The following is a 24,172-nucleotide window of genomic DNA, read 5'->3' as shown; positions in this document are numbered from 1 at the left end:
GGCATCACACTATGCCGTTCACTAAAGCTAGGACGTTGCTATACATTTGCCAGGAAAAACTGACAAATTGCGCACTATATGAGAAGGAATAGTCCGAAACCGACCGCCGCTGACCAAAGCAGCATCGGGATTGACCATACATGGAAGCGCCACCAGATGCGGCGATCGTTGGCCATCCGCAGGGCGATGAGGTTAGCCAGCGAGCCGGGCAGCAGCCCAAAGCCGCCGACGTTGACCGCCCACGCCAGCAGTACCGTAGGGGGAACATAGTTAAGCAGCAAAATGGTGGACGGCACGTTACTGATCACCTGCGAGAGACCAATCGCCGTCAGCCATAATCCCGGCTGCGACAGACCGCTGACGCTATGGAGAACGTTCTGCAATACCGGGAGCTGGATCAGCAGATGGACGTCAATAAACATCGCCATAAACACCAGCAGCAGCGTCCAGTCAACGCTCACCAGCACCCGCTGGGCGAGGAACAGGAAGCCACACGCCACCAGCAGCGCGCCCGCCAGCGCCTGGTTTAACTCCAGCGCGATAAGAAAAACGATATACAGCCCCAGACAGCTCCAGACGAGACGCGGCTGCCACTGGGGGCCGGTGGTACCGCTGTGGTACTGCAACGTTTTATTCGGGAAAGCAAACCAGCCCACCGCCAGCAGCGTCGCCACGATCGCCAGCGCCAGCGGCGCCATCTGCCCGGTAAACGCGGTAAACGACAGGCCGGAGCGTCCCCACAGCAGAATGTTCTGCGGGTTACCGATCGGCGTGAGCAGCGAGCCCGCATTGACGGCCAGCGCTTCAAAGATAATCAGACGGGTAACCGGTATTTCGCACAGCTTACGCAGCGTGAGCGTAAGCGGCACCACGATAAAAAGCGCCACGTCATTAGTGAGAAACGTCGACAACAGCGCCGCCGAAAAGACCATGAACAGGGCCAGCTTGCGCTCGGTGGCGAAGCGGCGCACCATTTTGCGCCCCAGCACGTCAAAATAGCCGCTCAGCTCCACGCCTTTGGTGAGCATCATCAAACCGCTCAGGGTAATAATGGTGCGCCAGTCTATGGCCGCCGGCCAGGTGTGCGGCGTGAAGGGCACAAAGACGCTGAGCCCAACGCCAGTAATAAGTAAAAGATGGAAAAAGCGATCGCGTTTCAGGGCCTGCAAGCCGGGGATGTTCATTCAGCGGAGGGACCGTATTTGAGCGTAAATTCGCGGAACTTCACCAGCGTCTCTTCGCTGACGTGGTGTTCCATACCTTCGGCATCCCGACGGGCAATTTCCGGGCTGACGCCCAGCACCAGTAAAAAATTCTCGACGATCTGGTGGCGCTCGCGGCTCTCCTGCGCCAGCTTTTCGCCCTCAGCGGTGAGAAACACCCCGCGCCAGGGGATCATCTCGATCAGCCCGACCGACGCCAGACGTTTTAACATTTTGGCAACGGTTGGCTGCGACACCCCCAGGCGTGCGGCCATATCCACCTGGCGCGCTTCTCCAACCTCACGGATCAGATCAGAGATCAGTTCGACATAATCATCAATCAGCTCCCGGCGGTGCGCCTCGCGCACCTGGCGGAAGCCTTCCACATGCTCTTCAACGTTCACCAGTTGCGTCGTTTTTTTTGTTGTTGGCTTACCTGCGCGACGGTTCATTGTGCTTCCTCAATGGGGTTGACGCTTCCAGCGCCCTGTAACGGAGCGCACATTGTAAACCATAGCTCTACAAGCACAAAAAATTAACGAATTAGCCATAGCTATACAATATAGCCTGTGCTATATCTGTATGTAATGCAGTCACCCTTCACGGATCGAAGGGATCATGAATCAGGAGGTCTTATGAATGAATTCAAGAGGTGTATGAACGTGTTTACCCACTCTCCTTTTAAAGTGCGCCTGATGCTGTTGAACATGCTGTGCGATATGTTTAACGCCAAACCGCAGCAGGACGACAACTCTTCCCACTAAGCGGCGTCGCGGTACGCCGCTTCATTTTCCTGTCACACTTTCGCTGTACACTGGCCTGTTCCCGATTATTTTTGCGGATTTGCAGCCCCCTTCGCAAAACATCTGTTTAGCAACTGTTGACCTTAATTCATGCTCGCACTATCTTCTTGCAGCCCTGCACAATTTGCGGCTCGCTGAAGCGGACCTCTCATTCCCTTTCCACGCACTGTCCGGCAGGCTTTGACCCTTGACGCCAGGGTGAGCACATGGCGTTTTCGTGATAGTGATCTATGAACGTAACCCTGATTGATACACTTGTTACCCGCAGCCGGGCCTTAAGCCCGTGGACGGGATTCTATTTTTTGCAATCGCTGTTGATTAACTTTGCTCTTGGCTACCCCTTTAGCCTGCTTTATGCCGTCGGGTTCACCTGTATTCTTCACCTGCTCTGGCGAAGCGCACCGCGCATGCAGAAGGTGCTTATCGGGATCTGTTCTCTGGTTGCTGCCGCCTATTTCCCGTTTGGCCAGGCTTATGGCGCGCCGAACTTTAATACTCTGCTGGCGCTCCACTCCACCAATATGGAAGAGTCCACAGAGATCCTGACGATCTTCCCGTGGTACAACTACGTGGTTGGCCTTTTCATTTTTGCCCTCGGCGTGATTGCGGTTCGTCGTAAGCCCGTCGGGAAAAAAGCATGGGGTAAAATTGAAAGCCTGTGCCTGGCCTTTAGCGTGGTGACGTTTTTTGTTGCGCCGGTACAAAACCTGGCCTGGGGCGGCGTGTTTAAGCTTAAAGATACCGGGTATCCGGTGTTTCGCTTCGTCAAAGACGTGGTGGTGAATAACGAGGAAGTGCTCGACGAGCAGGCGCGTATGGCCGAGCTTTCCACCATGAAAGACACCTGGAACGTGCTGGCGGTGAAACCGAAGTATCACACTTATGTGGTGGTGATCGGGGAAAGCGCGCGTCGCGATGCGCTCGGCGCGTTTGGCGGTCACTGGGATAACACGCCGTTTGCCAGCTCCGTTAACGGTACGCTGTTTACCGACTATGTAGCGGCCAGCGGCTCGACGCAGAAATCACTCGGTCTGACGCTCAACCGCGTGGTGGATGGAAAACCGCAGTTTCAGGATAATTTTGTCACCCTGGCCAACCGGGCAGGTTTTCAGACGTGGTGGTTCTCCAACCAGGGACAGATCGGCGAGTATGATACCGCCATCGCCAGCATCGCGAAGCGTGCCGACGAGGTACAGTTCCTGAAAAGCGGTGACTTTGAAGCCGATAAAAACACAAAAGATGAAGCGCTGTTAAAAATGACCGCGCAGGTTTTTGCCACCCAGCGCACCCAGCCGCAGCTGATTGTCCTGCACCTGATGGGCTCCCACCCGCAGGCCTGCGACCGCACGCAGGGGAAATATACCGAGTTTGTGCAGTCGAAAGAGACCTCCTGCTACCTCTACACCATGACACAAACCGACGATCTGCTCAGCAAGCTGTACGCGCAGCTGCGCAACAGCGGCGACAGCTTCTCGATGGTCTATTTCTCTGACCACGGCCTGGCGTTTAAGGAGCGCGGTAAAGAGGTGCAGTATCTGGCCCACGATGACAAGTTCCAGCAGAACTTCCAGGTACCGTTTATGGTGCTGTCGAGTGATGACAAAACGCATCGCATCATCAAAGCGCGCCGTTCCGCGAACGATTTCCTGAAATTCTTCTCACAGTGGACGGGGATTAAGGCGAAAGAGATAAAAAATGATTACCCGTATATCTCCGGGAAGAAGGGCCCGCCAGTTTACATTACCAACTTTAAGTTACAGAAAGTCGACTATAACCATCTTGGGACGGATATTTTCGATATTAAGAGTAAGTAATTTCTGCCGTCTCGTGCAGGCTGATGCCCTCACCCCGGCCCTCTCCCACGGAGAGAAGGTACAAACAAAAAAAATCCGCCACATTGGGCGGATTTTTTACTGGCTCACCGAAGTGATTAGAAGCGGTAACCTACGCCCGCGATCCAGGTGCCAACGTCAACGTTGCGGATACGGCTCTGCTCATAGGAGAAGTCCAGAGCAACGTTTTCGATTGGGTTGAACTGCATACCTGCGCCATAGGAGAAACCATAGTCGCTGTTGCTTGCAGTACGGTTCAGACCTTGGTTTTCGGTCTGCTGGAATTTACCGTAGCCAACACCTACAACACCGTAGATGCTTGCCCAGTCATTCAGGCGGTAAGCAGGACCCGCGGTGATGCCGTAGTACTGACCTTTATTGTAAGAGCCATTTTCAGTACGATCTTTCTCGGTGTAAGTGAAAGAACCGATCACACCCAGCGGGTTGTTGTCTTGCTCATAACGGTACTTCAGGTTGAAACCGTTGGTTTTGTTCATCACGCCCTGCATATCGCTCTGAGCGTAACCACCAGTTACAGTAGAAGTTGCCGCTACAGCGGTACCTGCGGAAACAGCCAGAACAGCTGCCAGTGCTGAAAGACATGCAATTTTTTTCATAACCACCTCAAATGTGCTTCAAGTAAGTCCGTAAGTTTTAAATATATCAAAAAAATCTGTGAAACTCTTTGTCATTCACGATGTCTAATGCGACCTTTCCTGTAACAGAACATTTCCAGCACCAGCTATCTCGTTCAAATAACTCCAGATTTTCACCTGTAAATGCTAATAGTGCGCGTCATCGCCATTTAGTTCATCCAGATTATTCCTAATCTTTCAGGCGATAAAATCATCAGCGTTTTCTCATTTTACGGATTTTCCCTGGATTTTTTTCAACAGTAGCTCAACCGTTGCAGCTTATTTCCATTACACTGCGACTTTTACCTCATTTGACATAAATTGACAGGAGAAAGGATGCCAGGTTTACCCCGTAAATCGTCGGTCTGGATGCCGGTGGCAGTCATACTTATCGCGATGATGTCCATACAAAGCGGCGCGTCGCTGGCAAAATCGCTGTTTCCGCTGGTTGGTGCGCCCGGCGTCACGGCGCTGCGTATCGCATTAGGCACCCTGATCCTCGTGGTTGTCTTTAAACCCTGGCGGCTACGGTTTAAAAAGGAGCAGCGACTGCCTCTGCTTTTTTATGGGCTGGCGCTGGGAGGGATGAACTACATGTTCTATCTCTCTATTCAGACGATCCCGCTGGGGATCGCGGTCGCGCTTGAATTTACCGGCCCGCTGGCGGTTGCCCTCTTCTCTTCTCGTCGTCCGGTAGACTTTATCTGGGTCGTACTGGCCGTGCTGGGGCTATGGTTCCTGCTGCCGCTCGGGCAAAGCGTTTCACAAGTCGATCTGACCGGGGCAGCTCTGGCGCTGGGCGCGGGGGCGTGCTGGGCGGTGTATATTCTCACTGGTCAGCGTGCGGGCGAAGAGCACGGCCCCGCGACGGTCGCCTTAGGCTCGCTGATTGCCGCCGTTATCTTTGTTCCAATCGGAATGGCACAAGCGACGGACTCAATATGGCAATGGTCGATCCTGCCGGTTGGGCTGGCGGTTGCCATTCTCTCGACGGCGCTACCCTACTCTCTGGAGATGATTGCCCTGACGCGCCTGCCCACGCGCATTTTTGGTACGCTTATGAGCATGGAGCCCGCGCTGGCCGCCATCTCAGGAATGATTTTCCTCGGTGAAACCCTGACCCTGGTACAAACGCTGGCGCTCTGTTCCATTATCGCGGCGTCAATGGGCTCCACCCTGACCATGCGCCCGGAACCTAAAGTGCAAAAAATCGACCTCAACTAAGCCTTAAATTCTGCATGGCTAACCCGCCATGCAGAATATACGTCTCGTCAGTACTTCAAATAATTTCTTACAAACTCTCTTATATTGCCAAAATATTTCACCTGCCCGCCTTCCCGGAGAATGAATTAAGATTGATCTGTATCAACTTAAATAAATCACTTACTTTTCAAAAAGTTGATAATACAAGCCTCCTTTCGCTATTAAACCAATAGGCAGACCCAAACCGCAGAGAAAAAATCCGGTGCTATACTTAGTTCCGTAATTACCTGGGACACAAACATCAAGAGGATATGAGATTATGAGTACCGCTAAACTGGTGAAAACGAAAGCGTCTAATCTGCTTTATACCCGTAACGATGTATCGGATAGCGATAAAAAAGCGACCATTGAGCTGCTGAATCGCCAGGTGGTCCAGTTCATCGATCTTTCGCTGATCACCAAACAGGCCCATTGGAATATGCGCGGTGCAAACTTTATTGCCGTTCATGAGATGCTGGATGGCTTCCGCACAGCACTGGTGACTCACCTGGATACCATGGCCGAACGCGCCGTACAGCTGGGTGGCGTGGCACTGGGTACCACACAGGTGATCAACAGCAAAACGCCACTGAAAAGCTATCCGCTGGATATCCATACCGTTCAGGATCACCTGAAAGAGCTGGCAGATCGTTATGCGATTGTGGCGAACGATGTTCGTAAAGCGATTGGCGAAGCTAACGACGAAGATACTGCTGATATCTTCACTGCCGCATCACGCGACCTGGATCAGTTCCTGTGGTTCATCGAGTCCAACATCGAATAATCCCTGCGGATTTTCCGAATAACCCTCGCCCCCCTGGCGGGGGTTTTGCACATTTATGGTGCGCACTTTTGTCCGCAACGGCCGCAAAAGTGAATAAAATGTAATAATCACCTCACACAACCGTTAACGGAAGATTGTTTTTTCGTCAGATTCTGCGCTAAATATCCCCCTGTCAGAAGACCTTAACGAAGCGCACCAAAACGGTGCTCCATTCTGGTGCAACCTGACAGAATTGCCACGCTTTTTGTGCAATGCGTGACATCATCCCCTTTGCAAAACAATAGCTTGTAAAACTGGCACGATTTTTTCATTGTGCCAGAGGTTCTCGCAGGGGATCGCCCCGTGGATATAAAAGGAAATGCTATGAAGTCTGTATTAAAAGTTTCACTGGCTGCACTTACCCTGGCGTTTGCGGTGTCCTCGCAGGCTGCCGACAAACTGGTTGTGGCGACTGACACGGCGTTCGTACCGTTTGAATTTAAACAGGGTGATAAATACGTTGGTTTTGACGTCGATCTGTGGGCCGCGGTCGCAAAAGAACTCAAACTGGATTACACCCTGAAGCCAATGGATTTCAGCGGCATTATCCCGGCACTGCAAACCAAAAACGTTGACCTGGCGCTGGCAGGCATCACCATTACCGAAGAGCGTAAAAAAGCCATCGATTTCTCTGACGGCTACTACAAAAGCGGCCTGCTGGTGATGGTGAAAGCGGATAACAATGACGTGAAAAGCGTGAAAGATCTCGACGGTAAAGTGGTCGCCGTGAAGAGCGGCACCGGCTCCGTTGATTACGCGAAAGCTAACATCAAAACCAAAGACCTGCGTCAGTTCCCGAACATCGACAACGCTTACATGGAACTGGGCACCAACCGCGCTGACGCGGTGCTGCACGACACGCCTAACATCCTTTACTTCATCAAAACCGCCGGTAATGGCAAGTTCAAAGCGGTAGGTGATTCCCTGGAAGCTCAGCAGTACGGTATTGCGTTCCCGAAAGGCAGCGACGACCTGCGTAACAAAGTTAACGGCGCGCTGAAAACCCTGAAAGAGAACGGCACCTATAACGAAATCTACAAAAAATGGTTCGGTACCGAGCCTAAATAATTTCACCTGACTTCAGGTTTGTAACGCCCGGTGGCGCTTGCGCATACCGGGCCTACGTTTTTCGTTTTTCACCACGGTATACAGGAATACATCATGCAGTTTGACTGGAGCGCCATCTGGCCTGCCATTCCTCTCTTGCTTGAAGGCGCTAAAATGACCCTGTGGATTTCGGTCCTCGGTCTGGTTGGCGGGTTGATTATCGGTCTGGTGGCCGGTTTCGCCCGCACCTACGGCGGCTGGATTGCAAACCACATCGCACTGGTTTTCATCGAAGTGATCCGCGGCACCCCTATTGTGGTGCAGGTCATGTTTATCTACTTCGCCCTGCCGATGGCCTTCACCGACCTGCGCATCGACCCGTTCAGCGCCGCCGTTGTCACCATCATGATCAACTCCGGTGCCTACATTGCGGAAATTACCCGCGGTGCGGTGCTGTCGATTCATAAAGGCTTCAGCGAAGCTGGCCTGGCGTTAGGTCTTTCCCGTCGCGAAACCATCCGTCACGTGATCCTGCCGCTGGCGCTGCGCCGCATGCTGCCGCCGCTGGGTAACCAGTGGATCATCAGCATTAAAGACACCTCGCTGTTTATTGTTATCGGCGTGGCCGAGCTGACCCGTCAGGGCCAGGAGATCATCGCGGGTAACTTCCGCGCCCTGGAAATCTGGAGTGCGGTCGCCGTTGTCTACCTGATTATCACGCTTGTCCTGAGCTTTGTTCTGCGTCGTCTTGAAAGAAGGATGAAAATCCTGTGATTGAATTTAAAAACGTTTCCAAGCACTTTGGCCCAACCCAGGTGCTGCACAATATCGATTTGAACATCAGGCAGGGCGAAGTGGTGGTGATCATCGGGCCGTCCGGTTCCGGTAAATCCACCCTGCTGCGCTGCATTAACAAGCTTGAGGAGATCACCAGCGGCGATTTGATCGTCGATGGTCTGAAGGTTAACGATCCGAAAGTGGACGAGCGCCTGATCCGCCAGGAAGCGGGCATGGTGTTCCAGCAGTTCTACCTGTTCCCGCACCTGACGGCGCTGGAAAACGTGATGTTCGGTCCTCTGCGCGTGCGCGGGGCCAGCAAAGCGGCGGCGGAAGCGCTGGCAAAAGATCTGCTGGCGAAGGTTGGTCTGGCGGAGCGTGCCCACCATTATCCTTCCGAGCTGTCCGGTGGCCAGCAGCAGCGCGTGGCCATTGCCCGTGCGCTGGCGGTGAAGCCAAAGATGATGCTGTTTGATGAGCCAACGTCGGCACTCGACCCGGAGCTGCGTCACGAAGTGCTGAAAGTTATGCAGGATCTGGCGGAAGAAGGCATGACGATGGTGATCGTTACCCACGAAATCGGCTTTGCCGAAAAGGTGGCGTCCCGTCTGATCTTCATTGATAAGGGCCGTATCGCGGAAGACGGTAATCCACAGGCGCTGATTGCGAACCCACCAAGCCAGCGCCTTCAGGAGTTCCTGCAACACGTCTCCTGATAGCCACACCCAGAGCCGGGCATGCCCGGCTTTTTTACGCCGGATTGTTCCCAAAAACGCCTCTCCGCTCCCCGCGCTCTATACTTATCATTTTGCACGATATTTTTGTCGGAGGACGCCGTGCCGTGGATCCTGTTGCTACTGTTTAGCCTGTTTAGCGCGCCATCACTTGCTGTAACCCTTCCCGGCGTCACCACCGGAGCCACCGCCACCCAGCAAAATGCGCCGCCAGAGCCAGACGCTGAAAAGAAAAAAGCCGCTTACGGCGCGCTGGCCGACGTGCTTGAGAACGACACGTCCCGACAGGAGTTGATCGATCAGCTGAGGAAGGTGGCCGCCACGCCGCCTCAGGATCCGGTTCCTGCAATTGCGCCGCCGGAAGCCGAAGAAGAAAAAACGGTGCTGGAAAACGTCACCGACATCAGTCGCCGCTACGGGGAAGCCCTGTCGTCGCGTTTTGCCCAGCTCTATCGCAACCTGGTTGGCACCTCGCATAAGCCTTTTAATCCTCATACCTTTTCCGCAGCCGCCACCCAGTTTGCTATTCTGGCTGGCGCCGTGTTCATTTTTTACTGGCTGTTGCGCCTGTCTGTCTGGCCGCTTTACCGGAAAATGGGCCAGTGGGGACGCAAAAAGAATCAGCATAAAAGCAGCTGGCTGCATCTTCCGGCAATGATTACCGGGGCGTTTGTCATCGATTTGCTGCTGCTGGCCCTGACGCTGTTTGTCGGCCAGATGCTGGCCGACCGACTTAATACCGGAAACAAAACCATCGCGTTTCAGCAGGGACTATTCCTCAATGCGTTTGCCCTGATTGAGTTCTTTAAAGCCCTCCTGCGGTTGATCTTCTGCCCACGCGTGCCGGACCTTCGCCCCTTCGCCATTTCGGATCAGAGCGCCAAATACTGGGCGGTGCGGCTCAGCGTGCTGAGCGGGTTGATTGGTTATGGCCTGCTGGTTGCCGTGCCGATCATTTCCAACCAGGTTAACGTGCAGTTCGGCGCGCTGGCGAACGTGCTGATCATGCTGTGCATTACCGTCTGGGCGCTGTACCTCATCTTCCACAATAAAAAAGCGATCACCGACAGCCTGCTGCACCTGGCCGATCGCTCCCTCTCCTTTTTCAGCCTCTTTATTCGCGCCTTTGCGCTGGTGTGGCACTGGCTGGCCAGCGCCTATTTTATTGTGCTCTGTTTCTTCTCCCTGTTCGATCCGGGCAATAGCCTGAAATTTATGATGGGGGCGACGTTCAAAAGCCTGGCGATTATCGGCATCGCAGCCTTTGTCTCTGGCCTGCTCTCCCGCTGGCTGTCGAAAACGATCACCCTGTCGCCGCAGGTTCAGCGTAACTACCCGGAACTGCAAAAGCGGGTGAATGGCTGGATGACGGTATCCCTGAAGGTGGCGCGTATTCTGACGGTCTGCGTGGCAATTATGCTGCTGCTGAACGCGTGGGGGCTATTTGATTTCTGGAACTGGCTGCATAACGGCGCGGGGGAGAAGACCGTTGATATTCTTATTCGTATCGCGCTGATCCTGTTCTTCTCCGCCGTCGGCTGGACGTTGCTGGCAAGCCTTATCGAAAACCGTCTGGTGTCGGATGTCCACGGCAGGCCACTGCCGAGCGCACGCGCCCGCACGCTACTGACCCTGTGCCGCAACGCGCTGGCGGTGATCATCAGCACCATCACCATCATGATTGTGCTGTCGGAAATCGGCGTGAATATCGCCCCGCTGCTGGCGGGTGCCGGCGCCCTGGGGCTGGCGATCTCCTTTGGTTCGCAGACGCTGGTGAAGGATATTATCACCGGCATTTTTATCCAGTTTGAGAACGGGATGAACACCGGGGATCTGGTGACCATCGGACCGCTCACCGGCACGGTGGAACGCATGTCCATTCGCTCCGTCGGTGTGCGTCAGGATACCGGCGCGTACCACATTATTCCGTGGTCATCGATCACCACCTTTGCCAACTTTGTGCGCGGCATTGGTTCGGTGGTGGCGAATTATGATGTCGATCGGCATGAGGATGCAGAGAAGGCGAAACAGGCGTTGCGGGATGCGGTAAGCGAACTGATGGAGATGGAGGATATTCGCGGGCTGGTGATTGGTGAACCGTCGTTCGCGGGCATCGTCGGGCTGACGAACACTGCCTTTACCCTGCGCGTGTCGTTCACCACCCAGCCGCTTAAGCAGTGGACGGTGCGCTTCGCCCTCGACAGCATGGTGAAAAAACACTTCGATCTGGCGAACGTGAGAGCGCCGGTGCAGACGTATCAGGTATTGTCGCCGCCCGCTTCGCCGCTCCCTCCGCAGGAGCCGACGCTGTAACCGAGCCGGGTGGCGGCTTCGCCTTACCCGGCCTGCGATGGGGTGCTATTTGCGGCGTTTGTTATCGTCCATAAAGGTCCAGGCGATAAAGCGGCTCTGCTTCTGGCCCTGCGCCATCTCTTTTTTGACCACTTTCACCGCGCCGACGTCGGTCAGGGCGCGGTAAAGCGGCGGCAGGTTATCACCGCGGGAAACCAGCGTGGTAAACCATTTCACCTGACGACCGAAGCCCTTACTCTCGGCAATCATGCGCAGAATAAATGCCACTTCCCCGCCCTCGCACCACAGCTCCTGCTGCTGGCCGCCAAAGTTCAGCGCGCCATCTTCAGCCTGGCCCAGGTTACGCCGCTTGCGTTCACTACCCGCACGAGCGGAGGCGGCAGAGTCGTGGAAGGGTGGGTTGCACAGGGTGGCATCATATTGTTCGTTCTTGTGGATAATGCCGTTGAAAATAGCAGCGGCATCCTTCTGACGACGCAGACGAACGGCCCGGCTTAACCCTGGGTTAGCGTTGATAATGGCCTGCGCGCTGGCGAAGGCCTCGGCGCCGATCTCGCTGCCGGTAAACCGCCACTGGTACTCATGAGCGCCTATCAGGGGATAGATCAGGTTCGCGCCCGTACCGATATCAAGCACGGTGGCCTGTTTCGGCACCACGCCGCCATTATCATCCGCCAGCAGATCGGCAAGATGATGGACATAATCCGCACGGCCTGGCACCGGTGGGCAGAGAAAGCCATCCGGGATGTCCCAGTGCGTAACGCCATAAAAATGGGCCAGCAGCGCTTTGTTCAGCGTTTTAACCGCCAGCGGATCGGCAAAGTTTACCGACGGTTCACCGGCTGGTGTCTGAACAATAAAATCCTGCAATTCCGGGCAGCTCAGGCACAGGGCTTTCATGTCGTAGCGGCTACGGTGGCGGTTACGCGGGTGCAACCCCGGCTTTTGGGAAGTCATGGCATTCTCCTTTAGACAGCCGCGTAAGATACCCTGTGACGGCGCGGGGGTAAATATCTGTCTGCGCGGCACAAAAAACTGACGAAAATCAGCAACCTGTATGTCTATGATCTGTCAGCAAATTGTCAGAATTTATCGTTCAAAAAATAAGCAGATCATCATCAAATTTTTGCGCTAAATCACACGCGTCAGGCTTCTAAACTTAAGAGGAATCACCTGTTGTTTCCCCTGAGGATGTGATTATGAAAAAGTATCTGACCTTTATTATTGCGGGTGCGCTGGCAGGCGCATCGTTCTCAGCCTGGTCCGTTCAACCGCTAACCGACAGCAACGACACCAGCCAGCTACGTGCGGCGGGGACGGTCTCTGTCAGCCGGGCAAGCAACCTGGATGACCTTCAGGACAAGCTGGCCGAAAAAGCGCGTCAGGAAGGGGCTAAAGGCTTCGTGGTAAACGCCGCCGGTGGCGATAACCATATGTACGGCACCGCGACCATCTATAAATAATCGATTTCCTTCCCACACTGCATCTGCCAGGCAGATGCAGTTCTCATTCCTTTCCTTCGCCTTGACTGTGCGTTTTTTAACCCCATATTAAGATGAATGGCTTAAACAGATCAGGAGAACATGATGGCTTCCGGCTGGGCGAATGACGACGCCGTTAACGAACAGATCAACAGTACCATTGAAGATGCGGTCGCGCGTGCTCGCGGTGAAATTCCGCGCGGCGAAAGTTTAACGGAATGCGAAGAGTGCGGAGATCCGATTCCTGAGGCACGGCGTAAAGCCATTCCTGGCGTACGGCTATGTATTGCCTGTCAGCAGGAGAAAGATTCAAAAAATTCGACACATTCAGGATATAATCGCAGGGGATCGAAAGACAGCCAGTTACGTTGACTTTCCTTTACCGAAGTTAACCGCGCCAGTCGTTTACTTTACGCTCACGACTTTTAGCGAAACGCGTAGCAAAACGTGCCCTTCCGATGGCTTCTGTAAAGCGCATCCACAAGAAGTGTCAATTGCGCTTCTGAATTTATTAATAATCAATAAGTTATTTGTCATTCAATTTTTTTGAGCAACCACGTCAATTCTCTTCTATTTTATCTTCCGCTAAAAACCGTGATACTTATCACATCGACGGAACATCGTCCCCTTAACAGAATAACCTGCGAGAATTGACCTATGAAAACCATCAAATATGCTGTTGCCGCTGTTGCCCTGTCCGCTCTCTCTTTCGGCGCTTTCGCCGTGGAGCCAGTCTCCTCTACTCAGGCACAGGATCTGAACAAAATCGGGGTGGTGAGTGCTGAAGGCGCGACCACGCTGGACGGTCTGGAAGCAAAACTGGCGGAAAAAGCGGCCGCTGCTGGCGCAAGTGGATACACCATCACCTCCACTAACGGTAATAACAAACTGAGCGGTACTGCGGTTATCTACAAGTAATCGAACAAATTATGCTCCACCCTCACCATACCCTCTGGTGAGATGCTCCAACCCTCATTGACCCTGGTGTTGTTACCCTTGTTTGCCCGTCCGCCACTGGACGGGCTTTTTTTGCTTAAAACGACTGCGCCACGCGCTGCAATCCGGCTTCCACGGATGCCACTTCCCCTGCCGCCAGCAGGCAACAGGCCATTTGCAGCTTGATCGACTGCGGAACAGGCACCTTTCCGGCCAGACACTGCACGATCCAGTGCGCGGTGACCTGCGGATCTTTCGACTCAGGCAGGATCACACCGCTGTTCTCTTCCCCACGCTCCAGCACGACCCGCGTCCCGGCAGGCTCAATCAGCATCAGCTGTGGACAACGCTGCGGGTTGGCGTAAACCTCCCCTTCCGTCCCGTGCATCAGCAGCGCCCGCCCGCCGATTTCGGCAAAGAATTGCCCGACCCGCGTCACATACTCCGGATGGGAGACGCTGGAAAGACGTAGCGCGGCGTCTTCGGCAAACGGCGTCGCCAGCTTCGCCAGGGTGTGGGCGCTGTTACGAACTCCCATACGCCAGCGCATGTCCAGCTGCTTTTCCAGCGGCGGGCAGAGCGCGCGCACGGGAATATAGACCGGCTGGTTCCCCTCCAGTTTGGCCTGCGCCTGGCCAGCATGGAGAGTAGGTTCGATGCCTAATAATTCCAGAATGGTCTCTGTCAGCACGCGCGTTGGATCTTCGCTCACGCCATGCACCACCACCGGGAAACCGAGTTTCTGCAACAGAATAGCCAGCAGCGGCGTGAGGTTTGCCTGCTTACGCGCGCCATTGTAGGTCGGGATCACAATCGGCATCGGCTTCGTGACGGGCGGGGTTAAACGCATCGTCTGCGACTGCATGGCCTCATAAAAACCGCGCATCTCTGCCTCACCTTCCCCTTTGATACGCAGCGCAATCAGAATGCCGCCCATTTCCAGTTCCGGCACGTCGCCATTCAGCATATGCGTGTACAACGCACGGGCCGTTTCCTGGTCCAGATCGCGAGCATGGTTTTTCCCACGCCCTACCTCTTTGATAATTTTGCGGTAATCCACGACATTTCTCCTGACAGCATCATCTTGTTAACAATATAGCCCGATGAACACGCACCCGATAGTGTTTTGTGATCATTATCAACCTGCTGTTTTCAGGTAAAAAAAATAAACTCAAGCATTATTTGCATTATTTGTGATTGGGACAAAAGATTCGTCTCTGCCCTTTTTTTGATTAAATAAACATCTGAAAGTCATTAAAGGTCAACGGTGAAAACGTCCAGGCAACGTTTTTGCCAGAAACACATTGGGATTTACTATGAACAAGGTTGCATTAGGGTTGTTTATCGCCGCAACGGTGGGATGTTCTGCATCCGCATTTGCGGCAACCAACGGTGAAGGGCAGATTAATTTCACCGGAGAAATTATCGATTCTGCTTGCCAGGTCGTGAATGGATTAAGTAATCCATTAAATGTTCAGTTGGGAAAAGTATCTAAAACGGTATTTACCGGCGCAGGCTCTACCAGCACATTAACGAAGTTTGATATTAAGTTAACCAATTGTCCGGAAACCGTAACCTCGGCTGCAATTAACTTCGGTGGTACCCCGGATGCGGATAATAATGCCGCGCTGGCATTAACGCCCGATACCGATGCGGCTACCGGTGTAGCTATTCAGCTGGTTGACACGTCCGGGCAGCCTGTCACCCTGTATACCCCTTCGCAGCAATATCCTTTAGCCTCCGGCACGGCGGTTAACGATCTGGAGTTCGGCGCACGTTATATTCAAACCCAGGCGGCAGTCACCGCAGGCCCCGCTAACTCTGTATCGACCTTCACCGTTATTTATAACTGATCTTATCAATCCTGAGATATTAATGCTTTTGCGGGCATTAATATCTCATCTTTTTATTGAGAAATCTTTATGCGCCACGGTTATTTACTGAGCACTCTTTTACTGGTAGCAGCCTCGGCACAGGCGGGTGTTGTGATTAATGGCACCCGCCTGGTCTATCAGGGAGATAAAAAGGAATCATCTCTTGGTCTTTCAAACCCGGATACCACGGATTATCTGGTGCAGTCCTGGGTCGATTCTGGCGGTAAAAACCAGGCTAATGCCCCGTTCCTGATCACCCCGCCGCTTTTCCGGCTGGACGCGAAAGAGGATAACGTCCTGCGCGTGGTCCGTACGGGAGGAAATTTACCGGAAGACAGGGAATCTCTGTACTGGCTGAATATTAAAGCGATCCCGTCCTCGAAGCATGTTGAAGGCGTAAATACGCTGCAAATTGCCATTAATACCCGCATTAAATTGCTCTATCGCCCGTCAGCGGTAAAAGGCAGACCTGAAGATGTGGCCGATAAACTTGAATGGCATCGCGAAGGTAATGATTTAGTGGTGAATAATCCCACACCTTTCTATATGAATTTTCAGACCGTCACCCTCAATGGTCAGAAAGTCACGAAAGCCACCTGGGCCGTGCCGAAAACTGAAACGCATTTTGCTTTACCTGGCAACGTCGGAGGCTCGACCGTCGCGTATTCCATTATTACCGATTACGGCAGCATCAGCCAGACATGGTCTAAACCCGTTCATTAATCGTATTACCCGGTAATAAAATCATCATGTACAGCCATAAAAAGCCGTTCACCTGCCGATTTTCGTCATTGCTGATGGCTATTTTTTGCCTGGCAATGGCGATCTTTGCGCAGCAGGTTTTGGCTGATGATTATTTTAACCCCGCCCTGCTGGACATTGATAACCCGCAGCAGGGAAAGACCGATCTGTCTGTCTATGAAAAAGGTCCCGGCCAGGCGCCAGGTAAATATCAGGTCGCGGTTTTTATCAATAACAATAAAATTGATACCCGCGACGTGACCTTTAACTTAGTTAAAGATCCACAGGGCACCAGCACGCTTCAGCCTTGTTTTACACTGGACGAATTAAAGCGCCTCGGGATCAAAACCCAAAACTATCCACGGCTGATGGTAGAGGGTCAGTGCGCCGATCTACACGCCATCCCTTCGGCATCCGCGACCTTTCGCGTGCGCAACCAGCAACTGCTGCTGAGCATTCCGCAAAAGGCGCTTGGACAGGTTCCTCGCGGTTACATCGACCCGAAAGAGTTTGACGAAGGGATCAACGCGGGCCTGCTTAACTACAGCGTCAACGCCAGCCAGAGCCATGCGCGCCAGCAGGGTGAAGAGGATAGCAGCAGCCAGTACGTTAACCTGCGTCCCGGCTTCAACATCGGGGCATGGCGCGTTCGTAACTACTCCACCTGGAATCGCAGCACCACGGGTAACGAGGAGGAACAGAAATTCACCTCCGTTTATACCTATGCGCAACGCGATATTGTGGCGATGAAAAGTGACGTGACGGTAGGGCAAAGCACCTCGCCTGCCGACGTTTTTGACAGCGTCCCCTACACCGGCGTGGAGCTGAAATCCGACAACGACATGTTGCCGGACAGCAAAAAAGGCTATGCCCCCATTATTCGCGGCACCGCCCACAGCAACGCGCTGGTAATGGTCCGCCAGAACGGATACGTGATTTATCAGAATACGGTCGCGCCTGGCGCGTTCGAAATTAACGACCTCTACCCCACCGGCAGCAGCGGCGACCTCCAGGTCACAGTGAAAGAAACTGACGGCAGCGAAAGTCATTTCGTCGTGCCGTTTGCCTCCGTGCCGGTATTGCAGCGTGAAAAAAACCTGCGCTACAGCGTAACCGCCGGGCGCTATCGCTCTTATGACAAAGACGTTGAAAAGACCCCGTTTGCCCAGGGGAGCGCCATCTACGGTTTACCTTATGGTTACACGGCCTACGGCGGCGTGCAGCAGAGCAGCCATTATCAGTCTCAGGCGATTGGCGCCGGGAAAAACATGGGCGATTTAGGGGCATTCTCCATTGACGTGACCCGCGCCAGAGCCCTGTTGAAAAAACAGAAGTCCAGCAAAGGCCAGTCATGGCGCATCCGTTACAGCAAAGATTTCGCCGGTTCGGGCACCAACTTTACCCTTGCGGGCTATCGCTATAACAGCAAGGGGTTTTACACCCTGGACGACACCATGGAGTCGTATACCCGCTCCGACGACTGGTCTGCTCCCCAGCAGCGCCGCGCCCGTACCGAAGCCACCGTTGACCAGACGCTGCCAGAAGGCTGGGGGTCGGTCACGCTGAGCATGGTGAAGGAAACCTACTGGAGCCAGAGTCAGGACATGACTTCCCTGAGCGTCAGCTACAACAACAGCTGGCACGGCGTGAGCTACAGCCTCAGCTACAGCATGAACAAAAACACCCACGACAGCGATGAAAACGGTAATGAGGTAACAAACGACAACCAGTTCTCGCTGAGCGTTTCGGTTCCGCTGGATCGCTGGATGCATAACACCTGGGCCACCTACAACCTGAACAACACCAAAGACGGCACCACGCAGAACATTGGCCTGAACGGTACGGCGCTGAAAGAAGACAACCTGAACTGGAATATCCAGGAAGGGCTGAGCAGCACCGGCAGCGGTAACTCCACCAGCATCAACGCCGATTACAAAGCAACCTACGGCGAAGTGAGCGCAGGCGTCAGTCAGGATAAGTATCAGCAGACCCTGAACGTCGGTTTGCAGGGTGGCGTGGTGGCCCACGCTAACGGGATCACCCTGAGCCAGCCGCTCGGTGAAACCATCGCGCTGGTGAAAGCGCCGGGTACGCACGGCACCCATATTACCAACCAGACAGGCGTGGAGACCGACTTCCGCGGCTATACCGTCGTGCCGTTCGTGACCGCGTATCGCCATAACACTATCGCGCTGGATACCGAAACGCTGCCGGACGATGCCGACGTCACCCACGCGGCGCAGATCGTGACGCCGACCCGCGGGGCCGTGGTGCGCGCCAGCTTTACTACCCGCGTGGGTAACCGCGTCCTGATGACGCTTACACAAAATGGTAAACCGCTGCCCTTCGGCGCAACGGTCACCACCGGGGATAAGGACAGCGAATTTATTGTCGGGAATGACGGCCAGACCTACCTCTCGGGTCTGCCACAGCAAGGGCATCTCATCGTTTCCTGGGGACAGGAGGCGAGCGAGCACTGCGTCGCTGACTATGCGCTAACGGATGAGAAAGAGAAAACCAGCATCATTAACGCTGCCGCGCAGTGTCACTGATCCACCGTTCAGGCTAACGATTATGCAGATGATTAAACAGTGCTTTTTCTTACTGGTTCTGGGAACCGCCGCGTTATTTATGCCGCATGCGAAGGCGACCTGCACCACGCCGGATCTGCCCAAAATGATTAATGTGGCCTCCATCTCTGTCCCCATGACGCTGGCGGTTGGCGCAACCATTCCGGGTACAGAGCAGAGCGTTCATGTTGCCGGGCACTGCGATCAGAGTATCGACAGCGGACTGGAAATTGTCTCGTGTTACTACGGTACCGGAGCGGAAATTCCGGGGCTGAAGGGAGTATATGAATCCGGCGTACCGGGTGTCGGGGTCGCATTGATGAACGATCAGGGTCAGCGAATCAGCGGAGCAGGCGGAGTACAGTGCGATTCACGCGGAACGCCTGTTGGCTATGTTTCTGGTGATGGCACACAGTCGTTCAACTTTGACGTCACGCTTGAACTGGTCAAAACAAGCGACGCCGTGACCTCCGGCACGCTGGTGCAGTCTCAGACCGAATTTGGCATTGGCGTTTTCGGTCACGAAGGGATCGGCAGCCCTAACCATATTGCGTATGCAGGTAACGTCATTTTGCATCAAGTCACCTGCTCTGTTTCGCCAAAAAATCTCACCGTTAATTTGGGTGATTTTCCCGTCAGTGATTTTATGAGCGTGGGGTTTTTATCCAGCCCCGCTCAAACGTTTAATATCACCGTTAACTGTGACACAACCGTTCAGCCTGAGCTAAAAATCACCAGTGCTAACGGCTACGAGACGGCATTCGAGGGGGTGATCAAACTGACGAAGCAGACAGGCATGGCAACGGGCGTCGGGGTGAGAATGCTGTTTGATGACCGCATTGCGACCTTTGACACCTACGTCAGCACCCAAAGCCAGGCCGTTGCCAATGAAACGCTGGATATCCCCTTTCAGGTTCGCTACGAGCAGATCAGCGATGTGGTGACGCCCGGCCCCGCCAACACCGTAGCAACCATCACTCTCGCCTATAAGTGACCGACATGAAAAAGACAATCGCGTTTCTGGCGGTGGGCTTACTGGCCCAGGCCCACGCAGACGATATTCAGATCCAGATGACGGGAAATATTTACGCCAATACCTGCGTCATTGACAGCGCCAGCCGCAACCTGACGGTGGACTTAGGCCAGGCGGTGTCGGGCAGTTTTAAAGACGTGGGGGATACCGGCGAGTGGAAAGACTTTTCCCTGTCCGTATCGCACTGCCCTGCCACGCTGGCGCTTGCCACGGCCTTTTTCTATGGCCAGGCAGACAGCGTGCATCCGACAAAATTTGCCAATATCGGTAGCGCAAAGGGACTGGCGCTGGAGCTGGCAGACCGACAGGACAAAATACTGATTGCCCCGCAGGCCGCCTTTAACGCCGCCATCAATCCGGGTGACCACACAGCAACCTTTCCCCTGTCCGCACGTTACTATGCCACCTCAATGCCCGTCACTGCCGGGACATTCAGCAGCGTGATTCAGGTGACATTCACTTACCAGTAGGACCGCGCCCCTTAGCACGGAAGCTTTTTCGACGCCCGGCAGCAAGTTTTGCCGGGCGTTTTTTTACTTCCGGCACGTCCGGCTGCTCAATCGGGAAGATCGGCAGCGCATTCAGCAGCCGCTGGCCATAGTTTTTGGTGAGCAGACGTTTGTCATAAATCACCACCTCGCCCCAGCAGCCGTGGCTACGGATCAAGCGCCCGACCTGCTGGATCAGGTTAAACGACGCCGCAGGCAGGCTTTGCACTTCAAACGGATAACGGTTGAGGCTTTTCAGCCATTCGCCTTCGGTGATCACTACCGGGCTGTCGATGGGCGGGAAAGCGATTTTATGGATATGCACCTGCGTCAGGTAGTCGCCTTTCAAATCCAGCCCTTCCGCAAAGGACTGTAGCCCCACCAGCACGCTGCGCTCGCCGTTATCAATACGTTTACGGTGGGTTTCCACCAGCCGATAGCGCGGCTGATCGCCCTGCACCAGCAGGAGTAAGCGCAAATCGGTGACGTGCTCAAGGAAGCGTTGCATCGCGCGGCCACTGGCAAACAGCACCAGCATGCCGGGATATTTTTTACTCTCAACCTGCTCGCGGAAGTAGGCCGCCATTTCCGCAATATGCTGCTCTTCGTTATCGATAAGCGGCTCATAGTTCATGCGCGGGATCACCAGCTTGCCCTGCTCACAGTGGTTGAACGGCGAGTCAAGGGCCACAAAACGGTCGCCCGCTTTCTCTTTCAGGCCGCTCATTTCCTGCAACCTTGAGAAGCTGTTCAGGGAACGCAGGGTCGCCGACGTCACTACCACGTGCGGCACGCTGCGCCAGATCAGCTTTTCCAGCTGATCGGCCACGCGAATGCCCACGCAGTGGAAGAACAGATGTACCTGCCCGTCCCGCACTTCGCGGGTGGCCCACTTAGTCACTGGCGCCCCGGATGCCTGCGCCATTGAGGCCAGCCGCCAGAGTTTGCTCTGCGCCTCAAACATGCCCAGCGCGCGGTTCATTTGCAGCAGAATGCGGTGCAAGCGCACCACGTCATGGGTACCGGTTTTCTCGCTGAGATCGTTTAAGAACATCTCCGCCAGCCCGCGCAGCTTTTCAAGGTGCTTCGCCAGCTGCTGGCAAATCTCCATCACTTCCTGCGGCAACTCACCCATCGCAAAGCGGTGTTCCGCTTCCTGGGTGGCGGGGAGATACAGGTTGAGAATGTTATTCAGCGAGGCGATGAGGCCGTACACCTCTTCACAGTGCTCGCTCAACCGCTCCGGGACCGCCAGCGGCGGCGTGGTTTTCGGGCGGAACTGCTCCATGCAGGTTGCCACCAGCTTGCAGAACAGATCCAGTTGCAGGCGAAACCACGGGGCGGTAATTTCCGCGCTCATCTCCAGCGCATCCCGTGCCACGTCGGGCAGATGATGACCTTCATCAAGCACCAGCAGCAGGTTTTTGGGCTCCGGCAGGACCGCTTCACTCTCCAGGGCGGCCATCACCAGCGCGTGGTTGGCGACAACCACCTCCGCTTCCTGAATCTCACGCCGGGCGACAAAGAACGGGCACTCGCGGTAGTAGTGACAGTTGCGGTTCAGGCAGCTCGCTTTATCGGTGCTGAGCCTGCGCCACAGGTCGTCGCCGATTGCCTGGCTGGTGTGCTCCCGCAGGCCGTCCCACCTGTAGCCGTCGAGATCGGCCTTCAGCTTTGCGCACTGCTCCTGCTCCGCCTTGTTATTTGGCGTCAGCTCGTCATCAAGAAACGCGAGCAGATCCTGCTGGGAGGGTTCACTGCTGGCCAGCGCCGCCAGATTGCGCGGGCAGACGTAGCGCCCGCGACCAAAGGCGGCGGTGAAGCGTAAATCGGGGATAATTTTGCGCAGCAGCGGTAAATCTTTGCTGAAGATCTGATCCTGCAAGGCCACGTTGGCGGTGCTGACCACCAGCGTTTTGTCTTCTTCCCGCGCGATGGCAATGCCGGGAATGAGATACGACAGGGTTTTCCCGACGCCGGTCGGGGCTTCAATCGCCAGATGTCGCCCGTCGTCCCCGGCGAGCGTTTTTGCCACGTCGGCAATCATCTGCCGCTGCGGGGCTCGGGGGATAAAATCGGGGATCTGCTGTTGTAGCGCCTTATACCATGCGCCAATTTGCGCCTTGAGCGCAGCGGTTAAAGCCATCGGAAAACCTGAAATACTGTATAAACAGCCACTATTGTGGCACTTTCTCTCCGCTGCCGCAAAAAGAAAAGCCCGGCTTTACGACCGGGCTTCCAGATTACTGCGGGTTAGCAGGTTTACGCGGGCGGCGTCGGCGCTGCCCCTCGCCTGCCGGTTTCCCTTCGCCGCTACGCCACGGGTTTTCACCGGCCGGTTTGCTGTCGTTATGACGACGCGGCGGTTTGCCCGAAGATTTCGGTGCGCCACCTTCTGAACGACGCGGCTGCTGGCCGCGACCACCGCCGCCCTGACCGCGCCCGCCGCCCTGACGACCGTTCTGAATTGGCTCGGCTTTGATCGACGGGTCCACTTCATAACCCGGGGTTTCAATGCGCGGGATCTCTTTCTTCAGCAGGCGTTCGATGTCGCGCAGCAGCTTGTGTTCATCCACGCAAACCAGAGAGAGCGCTTCCCCGGTTGCCGCCGCGCGTCCGGTACGGCCGATACGGTGTACGTAATCTTCCGGCACGTTTGGCAGCTCGTAGTTCACCACGTGCGGCAGCTCTTCAATGTCCAGGCCACGAGCGGCGATGTCGGTTGCCACCAGCACGCGAATGTCGCCGGATTTAAAATCAGCCAGCGCACGGGTACGCGCGCCCTGGCTCTTGTTGCCGTGAATAGCCGCGCTGCGGATGCCGTCTTTATTCAGCTGTTCCGCCAGGTGGTTGGCGCCGTGCTTGGTGCGGGTAAAGACCAGCACCTGCTGCCAGTTGCCCTGGCCGATCATCTGGGAGAGCAGTTCCCGCTTGCGCTTCTTATCCACAAAGTGAACGTGCTGCGTCACCTGTTCGGAGGCGGTGTTGCGGCGCGCGACTTCCACTTCCAGCGGGTTATGCAGCAGCTTTTCCGCCAGCGCCTTGATCTCGTCGGAGAAGGTCGCGGAGAAGAGCAGGTTCTGACGACGCGCAGGCAGTTTAGCCAGCACGCGGCGAATGTCGTGGATGAAGCCCATGTCGAGCATGCGGTCGGCTTCGTCCAGCACCAGAATTTCAACGCTATCGAGCTTCACCGCGTTCTGGTGTTCCAGATCCAGCAGACGCCCCGGCGTTGCCACCAGCACGTCCACGCCGCCGCGCAGCTTCATCATCTGCGGGTTAATGCTCACCCCGCCGAAAACCACCAGCGAACGAATGTTGAGGTAGCGGCTGTATTCACGCACGTTCTCGCCAATCTGGGCCGCCAGCTCGCGGGTTGGGGTGAGGATCAGCGCACGCACCGGACGACGGCCTTTGGCGTGCGGCTGGTTTTTTACCAGCAGCTCAAGCAGCGGCAGGGTAAAGCCCGCGGTCTTACCGGTACCGGTCTGCGCGCTTGCCATCAGGTCACGACCCTGCAAAACGGCCGGAATGGCCTGCTGCTGGATAGGGGTTGGCTCAACGTAGCCCTGCTCTGCGATGGCGCGCAGAATTTCCGGGTTCAGACCAAGGGAATCAAAAGACATAAAAACTCCGAACCG

23 protein-coding genes are annotated in these 24,172 nt (G+C 55.0%); 16 read left to right on the top strand and 7 right to left on the bottom strand.

Annotated features, from left to right (window positions below; genetic code table 11):
* Window positions 1–74: 74 nt before the first annotated feature.
* Both ACOTW6_RS15515 and mntR read right to left on the bottom strand, forming a co-directional pair.
* On the bottom strand, window positions 75–1,184 hold the full coding sequence (locus tag ACOTW6_RS15515; protein WP_213788865.1) for an anion transporter: 1,110 nt from the start codon (window positions 1,182–1,184) through the stop codon (window positions 75–77).
* A complete protein-coding gene (mntR, locus tag ACOTW6_RS15510) occupies window positions 1,181–1,654 on the bottom strand; it encodes a manganese-binding transcriptional regulator MntR (RefSeq protein WP_022650657.1) in 474 nt (157 codons plus the stop codon). Before mntR ends, ACOTW6_RS15515 begins: the two co-directional genes overlap by 4 nt.
* Window positions 1,655–1,837: 183 nt before the next feature.
* Here mntR and mntS point away from each other — a divergent pair, with 183 nt between their 5' ends.
* Window positions 1,838–1,966, top strand: coding sequence for a manganase accumulation protein MntS (gene mntS, locus ACOTW6_RS15505; protein WP_017384915.1), 129 nt, complete (start codon window positions 1,838–1,840; stop codon window positions 1,964–1,966).
* A gap of 269 nt (window positions 1,967–2,235) precedes the next feature.
* A complete protein-coding gene (locus ACOTW6_RS15500) occupies window positions 2,236–3,819 on the top strand; it encodes a phosphoethanolamine transferase (protein WP_213788866.1) in 1,584 nt (527 codons plus the stop codon).
* Between the two features lie 116 nt (window positions 3,820–3,935).
* Here ACOTW6_RS15500 and ompX read toward each other — a convergent pair whose 3' ends face one another.
* Window positions 3,936–4,454, bottom strand: coding sequence for an outer membrane protein OmpX (ompX, locus tag ACOTW6_RS15495; RefSeq protein WP_003858450.1), 519 nt, complete (start codon window positions 4,452–4,454; stop codon window positions 3,936–3,938).
* A 354-nt stretch (window positions 4,455–4,808) separates the two neighbouring features.
* On the opposite strand from ompX, the gene rhtA reads away from it, so the two are divergent.
* The 6 genes from rhtA (at window position 4,809) to ybiO (ending at window position 11,408) form a co-directional block, all read left to right on the top strand.
* On the top strand, window positions 4,809–5,696 hold the full coding sequence (gene rhtA, locus ACOTW6_RS15490; RefSeq protein ID WP_193136120.1) for a threonine/homoserine exporter RhtA: 888 nt from the start codon (window positions 4,809–4,811) through the stop codon (window positions 5,694–5,696).
* A gap of 298 nt (window positions 5,697–5,994) precedes the next feature.
* Window positions 5,995–6,498: a DNA starvation/stationary phase protection protein Dps gene (dps, locus tag ACOTW6_RS15485; RefSeq protein WP_193136121.1), complete on the top strand. Its 504-nt coding sequence runs from the start codon at window positions 5,995–5,997 to the stop codon at window positions 6,496–6,498.
* 363 nt (window positions 6,499–6,861) lie between these two features.
* Complete coding sequence (glnH, locus tag ACOTW6_RS15480; protein ID WP_003858455.1) at window positions 6,862–7,605, top strand: glutamine ABC transporter substrate-binding protein GlnH; 744 nt, start codon at window positions 6,862–6,864, stop codon at window positions 7,603–7,605.
* 93 nt (window positions 7,606–7,698) lie between these two features.
* A complete protein-coding gene (glnP, locus tag ACOTW6_RS15475; RefSeq protein ID WP_003858462.1) occupies window positions 7,699–8,358 on the top strand; it encodes a glutamine ABC transporter permease GlnP in 660 nt (219 codons plus the stop codon).
* Window positions 8,355–9,077: a glutamine ABC transporter ATP-binding protein GlnQ gene (glnQ, locus tag ACOTW6_RS15470; protein WP_006809503.1), complete on the top strand. Its 723-nt coding sequence runs from the start codon at window positions 8,355–8,357 to the stop codon at window positions 9,075–9,077. The genes glnP and glnQ overlap by 4 nt, the downstream gene beginning before the upstream one ends.
* A 120-nt stretch (window positions 9,078–9,197) precedes the next feature.
* Window positions 9,198–11,408 carry a mechanosensitive channel protein gene (ybiO, locus tag ACOTW6_RS15465; RefSeq protein ID WP_017384918.1) on the top strand — a complete coding sequence of 737 codons (2,211 nt, stop codon included), beginning with the start codon at window positions 9,198–9,200 and terminating at the stop codon, window positions 11,406–11,408.
* A 45-nt stretch (window positions 11,409–11,453) separates the two neighbouring features.
* Here ybiO and rlmF read toward each other — a convergent pair whose 3' ends face one another.
* The gene (gene rlmF, locus ACOTW6_RS15460) at window positions 11,454–12,365 is read right to left on the bottom strand and encodes a 23S rRNA (adenine(1618)-N(6))-methyltransferase RlmF (RefSeq protein WP_032647782.1); all 912 of its coding nucleotides are present in this window, start codon (window positions 12,363–12,365) and stop codon (window positions 11,454–11,456) included.
* Window positions 12,366–12,607: 242 nt separating this feature from the next.
* Between rlmF and mcbA the strand changes: the two genes are divergently transcribed.
* The 3 genes from mcbA (at window position 12,608) to ybiJ (ending at window position 13,807) form a co-directional block, all read left to right on the top strand.
* Complete coding sequence (mcbA, locus tag ACOTW6_RS15455) at window positions 12,608–12,871, top strand: DUF1471 family periplasmic protein McbA (RefSeq protein ID WP_003858470.1); 264 nt, start codon at window positions 12,608–12,610, stop codon at window positions 12,869–12,871.
* A 123-nt stretch (window positions 12,872–12,994) separates the two neighbouring features.
* On the top strand, window positions 12,995–13,261 hold the full coding sequence (locus tag ACOTW6_RS15450) for a DksA/TraR family C4-type zinc finger protein (protein ID WP_062932149.1): 267 nt from the start codon (window positions 12,995–12,997) through the stop codon (window positions 13,259–13,261).
* A 285-nt stretch (window positions 13,262–13,546) separates the two neighbouring features.
* Window positions 13,547–13,807, top strand: a complete 261-nt coding sequence (gene ybiJ, locus ACOTW6_RS15445) for a DUF1471 family protein YbiJ (protein ID WP_003858474.1) — start codon at window positions 13,547–13,549, stop codon at window positions 13,805–13,807.
* Window positions 13,808–13,922: 115 nt separating this feature from the next.
* Here the strand turns inward: ybiJ and ybiB are convergent, their stop codons facing one another.
* Complete coding sequence (gene ybiB / locus ACOTW6_RS15440) at window positions 13,923–14,885, bottom strand: DNA-binding protein YbiB (protein ID WP_047053105.1); 963 nt, start codon at window positions 14,883–14,885, stop codon at window positions 13,923–13,925.
* A 256-nt stretch (window positions 14,886–15,141) separates the two neighbouring features.
* On the opposite strand from ybiB, the gene ACOTW6_RS15435 reads away from it, so the two are divergent.
* From ACOTW6_RS15435 to ACOTW6_RS15415, 5 genes are all read left to right on the top strand, one after another.
* Complete coding sequence (locus ACOTW6_RS15435) at window positions 15,142–15,678, top strand: fimbrial protein (protein WP_047053102.1); 537 nt, start codon at window positions 15,142–15,144, stop codon at window positions 15,676–15,678.
* A gap of 69 nt (window positions 15,679–15,747) precedes the next feature.
* On the top strand, window positions 15,748–16,422 hold the full coding sequence (locus tag ACOTW6_RS15430) for a fimbrial biogenesis chaperone (RefSeq protein ID WP_062932150.1): 675 nt from the start codon (window positions 15,748–15,750) through the stop codon (window positions 16,420–16,422).
* Between the two features lie 26 nt (window positions 16,423–16,448).
* Entirely contained in the window at window positions 16,449–18,992 is a 2,544-nt protein-coding gene (locus tag ACOTW6_RS15425) for a fimbria/pilus outer membrane usher protein (protein WP_139157939.1), read from the top strand.
* 22 nt (window positions 18,993–19,014) lie between these two features.
* A complete protein-coding gene (locus ACOTW6_RS15420; protein WP_213788867.1) occupies window positions 19,015–20,004 on the top strand; it encodes a fimbrial protein in 990 nt (329 codons plus the stop codon).
* A 5-nt stretch (window positions 20,005–20,009) separates the two neighbouring features.
* Complete coding sequence (locus ACOTW6_RS15415) at window positions 20,010–20,513, top strand: fimbrial protein (protein WP_047053095.1); 504 nt, start codon at window positions 20,010–20,012, stop codon at window positions 20,511–20,513.
* Here ACOTW6_RS15415 and dinG read toward each other — a convergent pair.
* Window positions 20,500–22,677, bottom strand: coding sequence for an ATP-dependent DNA helicase DinG (gene dinG, locus ACOTW6_RS15410; protein ID WP_421766266.1), 2,178 nt, complete (start codon window positions 22,675–22,677; stop codon window positions 20,500–20,502). The genes ACOTW6_RS15415 and dinG overlap by 14 nt on opposite strands.
* Before the next feature lie 97 nt (window positions 22,678–22,774).
* Window positions 22,775–24,157 carry an ATP-dependent RNA helicase RhlE gene (gene rhlE, locus ACOTW6_RS15405; RefSeq protein ID WP_062932153.1) on the bottom strand — a complete coding sequence of 461 codons (1,383 nt, stop codon included), beginning with the start codon at window positions 24,155–24,157 and terminating at the stop codon, window positions 22,775–22,777.
* Between the last annotated feature and the right edge of the window lie 15 nt (window positions 24,158–24,172).

The organism is Enterobacter cloacae complex sp. IR5403, from assembly GCF_049238705.1.
Lineage (GTDB): Bacteria > Pseudomonadota > Gammaproteobacteria > Enterobacterales > Enterobacteriaceae > Enterobacter > Enterobacter hormaechei_C.
This window is presented reverse-complemented; position numbering and strand designations above follow the sequence as displayed.

What these genes read in the sequence shown, in the direction of transcription:
- ACOTW6_RS15515 (WP_213788865.1), bottom strand. Translation starts at nt 1,184, where the DNA reads ATGAACATCCCCGGCTTGCAGGCCCTGAAACGCGATCGCTTTTTCCAT.
- mntR (WP_022650657.1), bottom strand. Translation starts at nt 1,654, where the DNA reads ATGAACCGTCGCGCAGGTAAGCCAACAACAAAAAAAACGACGCAACTG.
- mntS (WP_017384915.1), top strand. Translation starts at nt 1,838, where the DNA reads ATGAATGAATTCAAGAGGTGTATGAACGTGTTTACCCACTCTCCTTTT.
- ACOTW6_RS15500 (WP_213788866.1), top strand. Translation starts at nt 2,236, where the DNA reads ATGAACGTAACCCTGATTGATACACTTGTTACCCGCAGCCGGGCCTTA.
- ompX (WP_003858450.1), bottom strand. Translation starts at nt 4,454, where the DNA reads ATGAAAAAAATTGCATGTCTTTCAGCACTGGCAGCTGTTCTGGCTGTT.
- rhtA (WP_193136120.1), top strand. Translation starts at nt 4,809, where the DNA reads ATGCCAGGTTTACCCCGTAAATCGTCGGTCTGGATGCCGGTGGCAGTC.
- dps (WP_193136121.1), top strand. Translation starts at nt 5,995, where the DNA reads ATGAGTACCGCTAAACTGGTGAAAACGAAAGCGTCTAATCTGCTTTAT.
- glnH (WP_003858455.1), top strand. Translation starts at nt 6,862, where the DNA reads ATGAAGTCTGTATTAAAAGTTTCACTGGCTGCACTTACCCTGGCGTTT.
- glnP (WP_003858462.1), top strand. Translation starts at nt 7,699, where the DNA reads ATGCAGTTTGACTGGAGCGCCATCTGGCCTGCCATTCCTCTCTTGCTT.
- rlmF (WP_032647782.1), bottom strand. Translation starts at nt 12,365, where the DNA reads ATGACTTCCCAAAAGCCGGGGTTGCACCCGCGTAACCGCCACCGTAGC.
- mcbA (WP_003858470.1), top strand. Translation starts at nt 12,608, where the DNA reads ATGAAAAAGTATCTGACCTTTATTATTGCGGGTGCGCTGGCAGGCGCA.
- ACOTW6_RS15450 (WP_062932149.1), top strand. Translation starts at nt 12,995, where the DNA reads ATGGCTTCCGGCTGGGCGAATGACGACGCCGTTAACGAACAGATCAAC.
- ybiJ (WP_003858474.1), top strand. Translation starts at nt 13,547, where the DNA reads ATGAAAACCATCAAATATGCTGTTGCCGCTGTTGCCCTGTCCGCTCTC.
- ACOTW6_RS15435 (WP_047053102.1), top strand. Translation starts at nt 15,142, where the DNA reads ATGAACAAGGTTGCATTAGGGTTGTTTATCGCCGCAACGGTGGGATGT.
- ACOTW6_RS15430 (WP_062932150.1), top strand. Translation starts at nt 15,748, where the DNA reads ATGCGCCACGGTTATTTACTGAGCACTCTTTTACTGGTAGCAGCCTCG.
- ACOTW6_RS15425 (WP_139157939.1), top strand. Translation starts at nt 16,449, where the DNA reads ATGTACAGCCATAAAAAGCCGTTCACCTGCCGATTTTCGTCATTGCTG.
- ACOTW6_RS15420 (WP_213788867.1), top strand. Translation starts at nt 19,015, where the DNA reads ATGCAGATGATTAAACAGTGCTTTTTCTTACTGGTTCTGGGAACCGCC.
- ACOTW6_RS15415 (WP_047053095.1), top strand. Translation starts at nt 20,010, where the DNA reads ATGAAAAAGACAATCGCGTTTCTGGCGGTGGGCTTACTGGCCCAGGCC.
- dinG (WP_421766266.1), bottom strand. Translation starts at nt 22,677, where the DNA reads ATGGCTTTAACCGCTGCGCTCAAGGCGCAAATTGGCGCATGGTATAAG.
- rhlE (WP_062932153.1), bottom strand. Translation starts at nt 24,157, where the DNA reads ATGTCTTTTGATTCCCTTGGTCTGAACCCGGAAATTCTGCGCGCCATC.